Raw genomic sequence first — 13122 nt, 5'->3', positions numbered from 1 at the left:
GTCACATAGTTAGTAAATCAGTGATCCCAAATTTAGCGCTTGGTAAAATAATGATCCCTATTGATCAAATATAAAAAAAGCCAGTAGCATGACACTACTGGCTGTTTATTCATTAAATAACTTAATGAATTTATTTAATTTTTGGATCTAATTCACCTGTTAAATATTTAAGGTGCATATCATCTAGTGAAATTGGTTTGATCTTACTCGCTTGACCCGCAGTGCCAAACGACTCATAGCGAGCAACACAGATCTCTGTCATCGCTTTTGTTGCTTCAGCTAAGTATTTACGTGGATCAAAATTCGCAGGGTTAAGTGCTAAATGACGACGAATTGCGCCCGTTGATGCTAAGCGTAAATCAGTATCGATATTTACTTTACGCACCCCAAACTTAATACCTTCGATGATCTGCTCGACTGGTACACCGTAAGTTTGTGGGATCTCACCACCGTATTGGTTGATGATCTCAAGCCATTCTTGCGGCACTGAAGACGAACCATGCATAACTAAATGAGTGTTAGGAATACGTGCGTGGATAGCTTTAATACGATCGATTGCTAAAATATCATCCGTAGGTGGGCGAGTAAATTTATACGCGCCGTGTGATGTACCGCACGCAATTGCCAGTGCATCAACGTGGGTTTTACTTACAAAATCAGCCGCTTCTTCAGGATCAGTAAGCATTTGATCTGTCGTTAACTTACCTTCAGCGCCAACACCATCTTCTTCGCCAGCTTCACCAGTTTCAAGTGAACCAAGCACACCTAGCTCGCCTTCAACAGACACACCACATGAATGTGCCAGTTCAACTGTTTTGCGTGTCACATCAACATTATATTCATAGCTTGACGGTGTTTTACCGTCTGTCATTAATGAGCCATCCATCATCACTGATGAAAAACCTAATTGAATTGAACGTTGGCATACGCCAGGTGAGGTACCGTGATCTTGATGCATTACCACAGGGATATGTGGCCACTCTTCAACAGCAGCTAAAATCATGTGACGAATAAATGGGGCGCCAGCATAGGCACGAGCGCCAGCTGAACCTTGTACAATTACTGGGCTGTTAGTTTTGTCTGCCGCCATCATAATAGCGCGGATCTGCTCTTGGTTATTAACGTTAAATGCTGGTACGCCATAACCATGTTCAGCTGCATGGTCAAGAAGTTGTCGCATACTGATTAAAGCCATTTGGTATTCTCCAAATTGTCGATAGCTGCGCACGCGCAAAGCTACCTAGTTCGAACGGAATAGTTGAGTTTGGTGCAATCACTGCACCTCGATAGCCTTGGCTTTCGCCAAATTTACCGTTATACAAAACCAGTATTAAATAAGGGTGAGAGGTATTTAATAACTGATCGTACTCAGCGTACTTACTTAAAGTAAGTACACTGAGCTAACGCTAATTACTTAGCGCGTTGTTCAAGCATAGCAACTGCAGGTAGTTTTTTCCCTTCTAAAAACTCAAGGAAAGCGCCACCACCAGTTGAAATATACGAGATTTTTTCGGCAATGCCGTATTTATCAATGGCTGCTAACGTATCACCGCCACCAGCAATTGAAAATGCATTTGAATTAGCAATCGCTTGTGCAATCGCACGGGTGCCATTACCAAACTGATCAAATTCAAATACGCCAACCGGGCCATTCCACACAACAGTACCTGCGTTTGCAATAATTTTTGCAAGTTTGCTTGCTGTATCTGGGCCAATATCAAAAATCATGTCGGTGTCTGTTACTTCGCTAACATCTTTTAATGTTGCCACAGCAGATTCTGAGAACTCATTAGCAACAACAACATCTGTTGGTACTGGAATTTCGCCATTATTACTTTTCGCCGCTGCACTTAACTTATTCGCTTCGTCAATTAAGTCTGCTTCGTAGAGTGATTTGCCAACAGGGTAACCCGCTGCTGCAATAAAGGTATTAGCAATACCGCCACCGGTGACTAGCTGATCAACAATCGTTGATAGTGAATCAAGTACGGTTAGTTTAGTTGATACCTTAGAACCACCAACAATCGCTACAAGCGGACGAGCTGGGTTATCAAGAGCTTTACCTAATGCCTCTAATTCAGCCGCTAAAAGCGGGCCTGCACAAGCCACATCTGCAAATAAGCCAACACCATGGGTAGACGCTTGAGCACGGTGAGCGGTACCAAATGCATCCATTACGTATACATCACATAATGCAGCGAGTTTTTTAGATAGCACTTCGTCGTCTTTGCTTTCGCCAACATTAAAGCGTACGTTTTCAAAAACCACCACTTCATTATCGGCAATTTCAACGCCATCTAAGTAATCTTTTTCAAGACGTACATTTTGCTCAAGTGCTTCATTTAAGTAATCAACAACAGGCGCTAATGAAAACTCTTCGTTGTATTCCCCTTCCGTAGGACGGCCTAGGTGTGACATCACCATTACTTTAGCGCCTTTTTCAAGAGCAAGTTTAATACTTGGTAATGCAGCACGAATACGTGCGTCTGAGGTCACTTTACCTGCTTTTACTGGTACATTTAAATCTTCACGAATTAACACGCGTTTGCCGTTTAAATCTAAATCTGCCATATTTATGACCGACATGGACTTCTCCTTAGTTAACGATACTGACTTGAAATATATAGGTTTTATTTTAGGTTCTAAATTTTATTTGCTGCCATCATTACTCGTGCTGTATCGAGCATACGATTAGCGAAACCCCATTCATTATCACACCACACTAACAACTTTATCAGCCGTTTATGACTGACTCGTGTCTGCGTGCCATCTATGATACAAGAATGTGGGTCATGATTAAAATCAACCGAGACCAATGGCTCTTCGGTATAACTTAAAATACCTTCTAAACGGTCTCTCGCTGCTGCTTTTAATACTTTATTCACCGCGTTTAAATCAACATCGGCGTTAACCGTCACACTCAAATCCATCGCAGTCACATTGATAGTAGGTACGCGTACTGCAATGGCTTCAAAGCGGCCATGAAACTTAGGTAAAATACGTTCAATACCACGGGCTAGTTTAGTATCTACAGGAATAATAGACTGACTTGCAGCGCGGGTACGGCGTAAATCATGATGATAGGCATCAATCACTTGCTGATCGTTCATCGACGCATGAATAGTCGTAATCGCCCCTGATTCAATACCAAACGCATCATCAAGCACTTTGATCACCGGCACGATACAGTTGGTCGTACATGAACCATTAGAAACAATTGTATGCTCAGCAAGCAGTTCATCATCATTAATACCATACACGATCGTGGCATCAACATCTGCATCAGCGGGCTGAGAAAATAAAACTTTTTTAGCACCCGCATCCAGATGCAATTGCGCGTGTTCACGGGAATGATAAACCCCTGTACACTCTAAAACCACATCAACATCAAGTAACTGCCATGGCAGTTCAATCGGATTTTGCTCAGAAAATAATGCTATCGTATCGCCTGCGACACTCAGTGAATCTTCACCTAAGGTCACCGGATATTTAAAACGACCATGGGAGGTGTCATATTTTAGTAAGTGAGCAATCCCTTCGGGATCCGCTAATTCATTAATCGCAACGATTTTAATATGATCGCTAAGTCCCGATTCATATAACGCGCGGACAATATTTCGACCAATTCGACCAAAACCATTAATTGCAAGTTTGATTGCCATTCGAAAGAAAATCCACTCTAGTTGCTTGCAGATAAAGGCAACCTGCCTTTGAGATGGCGGTATTGTAATCGACCTTGGGATTGAATATAAGAGGTTAACAGCAGAAACTTAAAATTAACCCTTTTAGATGGCCCAGTTTTGGTAATCGACCTTGAGATTGAATATAAGAGGCAAGGTTAAATAAATGTTTGCATACCCACCTAAGATGGCCCGATTTTGGTAATCGACCTTGGGATTGAATATAAGAGGTTAACAGCAGAAACTTAAAATTAACCCTTTTAGATGGCCCAGTTTTAGTAATCGACCTTGCCCTAGATATAGGTCTTAGCCTCTAGGATCTGGGGGATCTATATCGCTAACGTTTAAATAGCTTACTTATTAACCTGCTGACTAATAACGACAACGTCATAATCACCACACAATATATAACTAACATAGCTGACGATGTCGCAAGTTCGATGACATGCTCACTTTTGCTCATACACAGGTTTGTTTCAAAATTAATTGCGCCACCGGCATCTAAACACCGATCAGCCAGTAAAAAACCGTGTAGCCACCATACAACAAACAAGCTTACTAAAACACCCGCTAAAGATGGCAGTAAATTATTTTTCATAGATAAAAAACCAAAAGAGAAAGTAACAGCAGCCTATAATAGCAAGCAACGTACCGAATAACCGCACTATAAAAGCCTGTTGTTGAAAATAAAAATTAATACTTATGACTTGATTTAGATGCTAATTATAGCAGCCATTCAGCTATGATAAATTGCGACAATACTCAAACCCGCATCACTTTAAACCAGCGCAGCCAATTTTAATTCCTTACCACGGCTTATTTGGTGACATTGTGCCAGCAACAATTCTGCGGTCGCCATGGCATCGGTAAGTGCATGGTGAGTGCTGTAATAAGGTAACTCATAACGCGCCCTGCAGGCACTGAGAGTTAAATCGTCTAAGCCTATTTCATAACCTTGTTGGTGTAGGCGTTTTTTTTCAATATGAAAGGTGTCGAGTATCAATTTCGGTTGTATCGCCAAACCGTGAGTTTGAAATGCCTGCTTTAAAAATCCCCAATCTAGCGTGGCATTATGAAACACTAAAATAGCATCCGCAAAATGAGCGCTAAGGGCCGCTAAAATAGTCGCTAAGCTTTGCCCTTTTGCTACATCTTGCTGAGCAATACCATGATATACCGGGCTTTGCTCAAGACGCTGTACATCTTTATTAATTGCATGCTGGGCCTGACTTAACTTTATGCATTGATTGTCAATCAGCAGCCAAGCAATCGAGACAATTTCATGCTGCTTTGGATCAAGCCCTGTCAGCTCTAAATCAATCACAATATAGCGCTGCGTTAATGCATTTTCAGCAAGTAATTGCCTACGCGCAAAATAGTGACTCAACCAACGTTTAACCACTTAGTTTTTCACCTTATTTATTGTGCTAAAACGCAATAAACGCGCAGCATAAAAATCCCAGTTCATTTATAAGCTACCTCTAGCAAATTTAAATGCTGCTGCTTGCTGCGCTTGCTTGAGCAAATAAAAGGCTTCTTTTAATTGATGGCGCTCTAAGGAGCTTAACTTATCAGGGTTAATACAATTACTGGGTAACCCTTCTTCGTTTATTTGTGTGCGCAAACGTAACTGAGTTAAAAATCGCCAGCAGTCTTTTAAGTTATATATATCGTGATTACTTAATAATGAATGTTTCAACAATGCATCTAAACGCTCTTGGGTGTTCGCTCGGCGTATGCCTGCTTTTAACGCATATAGACGCACAATGTCATTGATGATCACTACGCCACGTTTTTTCAAATCGATGTATTTATGCTGTTTAGCGTCTTTTTCAAGCTTAAACTGATTAAATAAACCAATTGGCACTGAGTTCGATTTAATATCGGTTGCCATTGCCGCATAAAATAATTCGTTGCGAGAAATACGAGTGAGCTGCTCACAAAATGCGGTGTAAAGCGCTGTTGAGCCCTCAATAAAGCGTAAATCAAAAAATATTTTACAATTCAACATAGCCTGCGGCGTTGGACTTTTTATCCAAGTAAAAAACTTTTCACACCAATCAGATATGCTCATTCTGCATAATTCACTGCTGGCCATAATATTACCTGGGCAGCGCCTGATCCCGCATTCTACCAACTGTTCACAAACAAACTCCCCCATGCGACGGTAATAATCTTGATGCTGCTCAGTTAAATCATCTGGCAGTAATAAGCCATTGTCTTGATCTGAATGTAAGGTTTGCTCTTCACGGGCTTGCGAGCCAAAACAAATAAAACTAAAGCTGGTCGGCGCTGCGCCGAAATCTTCTTGAAATAAATAAATTAACCGAGTTGTAAGGGCATCAGTCAAGCCACTGAGTAATTTACCAATCAAGGAAATATCATCGATATTATGAGAAAAGCTGCGCAATAACTCAGGTATTTCAGCCGCGTAGCGTTTTAAGTCAGTCACACTATGGGCTTTATAAATGCGACCAATCAGTTGAACTGGATCGCTTTTTTGTTGGCGTAATAAATCTGTACTGGTGATCATCCCCAATGCTTTATGGTGTTCATCCAATACTGGTAAATGATGAATATTATGTTTGAGCATCAAATGCAGCGCCGAAAACACTCGGTTATTTTCAAAAATAAACTTCGGTTTCACACTCATAATGCAGCGTACGGCCTGCTGTGGGTCGACTTCATCGGCTAATACACGGTTACGTAAATCGCGATCGGTTACCACCCCAACTAAGCGGTCATACTCGGTAACCATAATTGATGAAACACCATGCTCTTTCATTTTTTTAGCTGCTTGGCGAATACTCGCATCAGGCGATAAGGTCACTGCCTTGCGGGACATCAATTCTGCTATTTTACGCTCAGACCAACTATCATTTTGGCTTTTGTAATGGGATGACAACAACCGATTAGCATGAGCACGCACAAAGTATTGTTCAAACGGTTTATATTCACGACGCAAATAATCAAACGCGTCTTGATAGAGCATATAAACAATGCCCTCTTTTTGTACTTCTAAACGATTTTGAATTGCTTCACCAGTCAGTAGTGAAGGAAAGCCAAAATAATCACCTTGTGCTAAACGAGTGATGACATCGCCTTTTGCATCCACTAAGTCATACAAACCAGAGCGAATTAAAAACAGTTTAGGTGATTCTGATTGCAGCCATTGTGTTTGGTTTTCACGGGTAAGATAAATAACATCGAGGTGTTTTACAAAGTAATCGGTTGCGCTGCTATCAAGGTCGCTAAATGGCATTTGTGCTAGCACAAACTGGGCGACTTCCTGTTGCTCATTATTCATTTGTCTACTCGCAAAAAAACAATCGTATACTCACTGTACTGTTATCTGCGGTAAATAAAAAGCCCGACTTAAGTCGGGCTTTTGAAGCTATTAATATCAAAAAATAGCGTATCAGAGTTGTTAGTGAGCGTGTGCTGCACTAGAACCTTTAGGATTACGAATACCCTCAACCATTTCTTGGATTTCAAGTGGTGTTTCAGCGGTAAATTTAACTACGATTGCAGCAACTGCAAAGTTAATAATCATACCAACTAAACCAATACCTTCAGGTGAAATACCTAAGAACCAATGTTCAGGGTTGTTAAGCTCCGGACTAATGAACTTGAAGAAGATAATGTAAGCAGCAGTAAAGGTAATACCGGTTACCATGCCCAAAATCGCGCCTTCTTTATTCATCTTCTTAGAGAAAATACCCATAATGATCGCCGGGAAGAAACTTGCTGCGGCTAAACCGAATGCAAATGCCACCACCGACGCCACAAATCCAGGCGGGTTAATACCAAAGTAAGCGGAGATAACAATCGCAATCATGGCCGCCAACCTCGCTGCGAGTAACTCTTGCTTATCGCTAATGTCTGGTTTGAGGGTCCGCTTAAGTAAATCGTGCGAAACGGATGTTGAAATAACTAATAATAAGCCTGCTGTTGTTGAAAGTGCTGCGGCGATACCACCAGCTGCCACTAACGCCACAACCCATGCTGGTAAGTTAGCTATCTCTGGGTTTGCAAGTACCATGATGTCGCGGTCCACGTTAACTTCATTAGCGCTGTTTGGATCATCAATTTTGCCTGCTGTATAAAACATTTTGCCATCACCATTTTTATCATTAAAGGTAATTAAGCCTGTTCTTTCCCAGTTTTTCACCCATGCAGGTGCTTCAGCGTATTCTGTACCACTGCCATCTTTACCGTTAATCGTATCAATCATGTTAACACGAGCAAATGCTGCAACCGCAGGTGCTGTTGTGTAAACAATCGCGATGAACACTAACGTCCATGCCGCAGAGATACGCGTATCTTTAACACGTGGAACTGTGAAAAAGCGTACGATTACATGAGGAAGACCAGCAGTACCTACCATTAGAGCACCAGTGATAGCAAACACATCAATCATGCTCTTAGAGCCTTCAGTGTATTGCGCAAAACCCAGTTCAGCGCTTAAGCCATCAAGTTTATCAAGAACATAAGCGCCTTCGCCGCCAATTAATGTCGCGCCGAAGCCTGTTTGTGGGAAGAAGTGACCTGTCATCATCATAGAGATAAAGATTGCAGGAACAAGGTAAGCAAATACCAGTACACAATACTGTGCTACTTGCGTATAGGTAATACCTTTCATGCCGCCTAATACTGCATAAAAGAATACGATAACCATACCAATGTAAACGCCCGTTTCAATTTCAACTTCTAAGAAGCGAGAAAATACCACGCCTACACCGCGCATTTGCCCTGCTATATAAGTAAAGCAGATGAAGATAGCACACAAAATTGCTACTAAACGAGCTGTACGTGAATAGTAACGATCGCCGATAAAATCAGGCACAGTAAACTTGCCGAACTTACGTAAATAAGGTGCTAAACACATGGCAAGTAATACATAACCACCGGTCCAACCCATTAAGTACACGCCGCCATCATATCCTGCAAAAGAGATGATACCTGCCATTGAGATAAATGACGCAGCACTCATCCAATCCGCAGCAGTAGCCATACCATTAGCAAGCGGTGGAACACCGCCGCCTGCTACATAAAATTCATTTGTTGAGCCCGCTCGAGCCCAAATTGCAATGCCGATATAAAGCGCGAAGCTTAACCCGACAATTATAAACGTGAGTGTTTGAACATCCATTGCTTAGCTCCTATTCGTCTACGCCGTATTTTTTATCTAACGTATTCATTTTGAAAACGTACACAAAAATCAAAGCAACAAAGGTGTAAATCGCGCCTTGCTGGGAGAACCAGAAGCCAAGTTTAAACCCAAAGAAACGCACTTCATTAAGTACATCAACTAGTAATATGCCAAAGCCAAATGACACGACAAACCAAACTGCTAATAATTTAAACAGCAGTGAAATGTTTTCCGCCCAATAAGCTTTTGCTTGTTCTTCATCTTTAAAAGCCATTTTTTATTTCCTCTTTAACATCTGTAAAAAGTGATGTGGTTTTTATTATCTGCACTAATCAATTTAGCAACGCTGCCTTAATATTGAATTGAGACCATAGTCGTAACAACAAGTTAACGTTTACGTAAACTGCAAAACTTGCATTGTTAAATATAAGTAAAAAACATTAATTATCATCATGTTAACTATTTACGCTGGGTGATAATAACTATTCATCTAGGCTATGTTGCAGATCTGCGACATTAGTCTAATAGATCTTAAAAACCCATAATTAACTTTATATATCAAATAGATAAAACCAACCTTGCGTTCTAGCCTAAAATTGACAGCTCAAAATCAGGAAAACTTCTGGTATGGTGTGCAATAACAAAATAAAAATTGACTATATACATGACTGCTGCACTGATTTTTGTCGCTTTAGCGTACATTGGCATCTTGTTTTGGCTAGCAAACTGGGGGGATAAAACCACTCCACTGGCCAAACGAATTAGCCACCATCCTTTTGTTTACTCTTTTTCATTGGGTATTTATTGTACTTCGTGGACTTACTACGGCTCAGTGGGCACAGCAGCCACCAGCAGTTGGAGCTATTTACCGATTTTACTGGGCCCTGCATTATTGTTTTTTTTCGGACAAGGTTTTTTACGCAAACTAGTACTGGTCAGCAAAAAGCAAAATATTACCACCATCGCCGACTTTATTTCCGCCCGCTACGGCAAGCGCCAAACCACAGCAATAATGGTGACTGTGATTGCACTATTAGCGACAATTCCCTACATTGCCTTACAACTTAAAGCCCTGAGTAACAGCTTTTTACTGCTGCAAAGCGACAACAAAATTTCCGGTTCAATGGTGGCGTTATCTGCCACTTTGATCATGGCGATGTTCGCGATTTTTTTTGGTACTCGTAAAGTTGATGTAACAGAATACCGCTCGGGATTAATGCTTGCGGTAGCGTTTGAATCGATGATCAAACTGCTCGCCTTAGTGGCTGTAGCCGGTTTGGCTTTGTTCACTTTGTATAACTTACCCAGTACTAGTGAATTACAAATTAAAGAGTCATTATGGCAACACTGGAACAATTTTAACTTTTTAAGCTTTAACTTTATTGGTCAATCACTGATGGCCGCAGCTGCCATCATCTGCTTACCACGACAGTTTCACGTTACTGTGGTTGACAACCAAGACAAACGCCACTTATTCACCGCTCGCTGGGCTTTCCCACTGTATTTATTACTAACAGCAGCAATGATTTTACCGATTGCTACCGCGGCGATTCACCCAGAAATTGGCAATGGCTTCTCACCAGATAGCTTTGTACTGGCACTGCCATTAATGAATGACAATGTATTGCTCACCACCTTTGTGTTTATTGGCGGGATCTCTGCGGCGACTGCGATGATTGTAGTTGCCACTTTGACACTCAGTACCATGATCTCAAATGATGTGGTATTACCGTTAATGCTACGTCGTAAATTCAAACGTAATCTCATTACTAGCAGCTACAAATCGCAAATATTACTGGTGAGACGCTTTACTATCGCTGGGATTTTGATCTTGTCTTACTTCTACCAGCAATGGTTTGGTCACGGCAAAGCGCTTGCGAGTATGGGCTTAGTTGCATTTTCATTAGTGACGCAATTATTACCTGCAATTGTCGGTGGCTTGTACTGGCGCAAAGGTCATGCTTACGGTGTATATGCCGGGTTATTAGCCGGTTTGATCTGCTGGATACTGTTTTTAATGCTGCCGATACTCGATGCTGGCAATACCCTTGATGCCCAGCTGCAGCAAACGCTGATCACCCGCGGCACCTTGATTGCGTTATTTGCCAATATAGGCTGTTACATCAGCTTTTCATTAGGTGCGGATGAGCGCTTAATAGATAAAATTCAAGCCGCCGCCTTTGTTAACCCTAAAGAACAAGCAGTATTGGCAAGACGGTTAAATAAAAATGTCAAAGCCACTGTGTACGATTTTAAGATACTGCTGCAAACCTTTTTGGGAGTTCAACGTAGCCAACAAGTCCTCGCGCATTTTTCCCTAACGCATCAACTTGATGACAATAATTCACACCCAGATCCTGAGTTTATAGCTTACTGCGAGCGGGCGTTAACTGGCGTCTTAGGGGCGTCGTCTGCTCAGGCACTTATCCATACCGTAGCATCAGGTAAACGCATGGCATTTGAAGAAGTGGTTAACTTTTTTGATGAAACCACTCAAGCCCTGCAATTTAACCAAAATTTACTCTACACCTCGCTGGAAAACCTCAGTCATGGTATTTCAGTTGTTGATAAAGAACTTAACCTAGTGGCGTGGAATAAGCGCTACGCAGAAATGTTTAACTACCCAGCAGGTTTTTTAGAAGTAGGCCAACCGATTGAAGATATTATTCGTTATAACGCTGAGCGCGGCGAATGTGGCCCAGGCGAAATAGAACGCCAAGTAGAAAAACGTGTGCAGCATTTAAAAAACGGCAGTTCGCATCACTTTATTCGTCATCGTCGTAATGGCTTAGTGTACGAAATGATTGGTAATCCACTGCCCGATGGCGGTTTTGTAACCAGCTTTTCAGATATTACTACCCACATCGCTACACAAAATGCGCTTGAAGAAGTGAATATGGATCTGGAGAACCGCATTGAAGCCCGTACCCAAGAGATCCGTACTATCAATAAAGATCTCGAAGCACAAATAGAAAGTCGCGTACAAACCGAGCAAGCACTCACTTTAGCCAAACGTGAAGCTGAGCAAGCAAATGACAGTAAAACTCGCTTTTTAGCTTTAGCCAGTCACGATATTTTACAGCCTCTCAATGCCGCGCGTTTATACCTTGCCGCCATTGATGAAAAGTCCCTCGCTGATAACAATATCAACAACTTTGAAAAGCTCGGTGCGAGCCTCGATTCAACCGTGCATTTAATGTCAGCATTATTAGAAATTGCTAAATTAGAACAAGGTGCAATGACCCCCACTCCGCGCCACTTTAGTATTGACGATATTCTCGCGCCACTGAGAAACGAGTACGCCATTTTATCAAGCGAAAAAGGCCTCAAGCTCACGGTGCGCAGCGGGCAACATATTGTCCACAGCGATATCACCTATCTGCGACGAATTGTGCAGAACTTAGTATCAAATGCGGTTAAATACACCAATTCTGGTAAAGTTTTAGTGGCTTGTCGCAAACGTAAACATCACCTGCGCATAGAAGTATGGGACACCGGCCCTGGCATTAGTGAAGTAGAGCAAGCCAAAATATTCAACGATTTTTACCGCATAGAAGCGTCTGATAACAAAGGCGTTGGCCTTGGTTTAAGTGTAGTAAAACGCATGGTTGATTTACTATCGATTCGCTTAGATGTGCGCTCAACGCCGCAAAAAGGCAGCTGTTTTAGTATCGAAATACCTTATGGTGACAGCCAGTTTGTACAACAAAAGCACGCGACTAATAGCTTGTTTGAAGAGCGCTCAGCGATGAATATTATCGCCGTTGACGACGACCCAGAAAACCTTAATGCCATGGCCAGTTTATTACAAAAGTGGCAAGCTAATTATCAGCTGTTTGATCAAGTTGAAAACGTGTTGGCATACGCACATGAACACAGCCCCCCGGATGTGATCTTAATGGACTATCAGCTAGGTCATGAACACGATGGCATCAGCTTAATTAAAGCCCTACGGGAGATTTGGCAAGCCAACGTGCCCGCTATTTTAATTACAGCAGTGCGCGACGTAGAACTAAAACAAGCCACCAAAGCTGAGGATATTCATTATTTATCCAAACCAATAAAACCAGGAAAATTAAAAGCACTGCTGAATCACAGTAGGTGAATGAAAATTTTCAAAGGGATATATACCCAAGCCACCTCAAGATGCGAGCGTCGTTGGAATTAAAAGCGGTTTAGGCAAGGCATTGATTGCAAAGAATGGTGATTCCCTTGTTAAAATCAATAACGCAGTATAAATCGCTTTTAAACCAACCCGTTGGGCGTTTCACAGGCACTTACTCTCATCGT

At 41.8% G+C, this 13122-nt stretch carries 9 protein-coding genes; 1 reads left to right on the top strand and 8 read right to left on the bottom strand.

Features of this window, described 5'->3' with window-relative positions:
- Positions 1-130: 130 nt before the first annotated feature.
- The 8 genes from fba to A7968_RS05025 all read right to left on the bottom strand — a co-directional run bounded on the left by fba (position 131) and on the right by A7968_RS05025 (position 9106).
- On the bottom strand, positions 131-1195 hold the full coding sequence (gene fba, locus A7968_RS05060) for a class II fructose-bisphosphate aldolase (protein WP_064665499.1): 1065 nt from the start codon (positions 1193-1195) through the stop codon (positions 131-133).
- Between the two features lie 215 nt (positions 1196-1410).
- Positions 1411-2586 (bottom strand): phosphoglycerate kinase, encoded by a 1176-nt coding sequence (locus tag A7968_RS05055; RefSeq protein ID WP_064665498.1) that lies wholly within the window; start codon positions 2584-2586, stop codon positions 1411-1413.
- Between the two features lie 56 nt (positions 2587-2642).
- Entirely contained in the window at positions 2643-3662 is a 1020-nt protein-coding gene (epd, locus tag A7968_RS05050; protein WP_064665497.1) for an erythrose-4-phosphate dehydrogenase, read from the bottom strand.
- 355 nt (positions 3663-4017) lie between these two features.
- The gene (locus tag A7968_RS05045) at positions 4018-4278 is read right to left on the bottom strand and encodes a hypothetical protein (RefSeq protein WP_064665496.1); all 261 of its coding nucleotides are present in this window, start codon (positions 4276-4278) and stop codon (positions 4018-4020) included.
- Between the two features lie 180 nt (positions 4279-4458).
- On the bottom strand, positions 4459-5082 hold the full coding sequence (locus A7968_RS05040; protein ID WP_064665495.1) for a 3'-5' exonuclease: 624 nt from the start codon (positions 5080-5082) through the stop codon (positions 4459-4461).
- Positions 5083-5148: 66 nt separating this feature from the next.
- Positions 5149-6987 carry a DUF294 nucleotidyltransferase-like domain-containing protein gene (locus A7968_RS05035; RefSeq protein ID WP_064665494.1) on the bottom strand — a complete coding sequence of 613 codons (1839 nt, stop codon included), beginning with the start codon at positions 6985-6987 and terminating at the stop codon, positions 5149-5151.
- 120 nt (positions 6988-7107) lie between these two features.
- Positions 7108-8832, bottom strand: coding sequence for a sodium:solute symporter family protein (locus A7968_RS05030; protein ID WP_064665493.1), 1725 nt, complete (start codon positions 8830-8832; stop codon positions 7108-7110).
- Between the two features lie 10 nt (positions 8833-8842).
- Positions 8843-9106 carry a DUF4212 domain-containing protein gene (locus A7968_RS05025; RefSeq protein WP_004586074.1) on the bottom strand — a complete coding sequence of 88 codons (264 nt, stop codon included), beginning with the start codon at positions 9104-9106 and terminating at the stop codon, positions 8843-8845.
- Positions 9107-9496: 390 nt separating this feature from the next.
- Here A7968_RS05025 and A7968_RS05020 point away from each other — a divergent pair, with 390 nt between their 5' ends.
- The gene (locus tag A7968_RS05020; protein ID WP_064665492.1) at positions 9497-12937 is read left to right on the top strand and encodes a PAS domain-containing hybrid sensor histidine kinase/response regulator; all 3441 of its coding nucleotides are present in this window, start codon (positions 9497-9499) and stop codon (positions 12935-12937) included.
- Positions 12938-13122 lie beyond the last annotated feature (185 nt).

It is taken from the genome of Pseudoalteromonas prydzensis, assembly GCF_001661495.1.
Classification (GTDB): Bacteria; Pseudomonadota; Gammaproteobacteria; order Enterobacterales; family Alteromonadaceae; genus Pseudoalteromonas; species Pseudoalteromonas prydzensis.
Note: the sequence above shows the minus strand (reverse complement) of the source record. Positions and strands in the feature narration are given on the sequence as shown.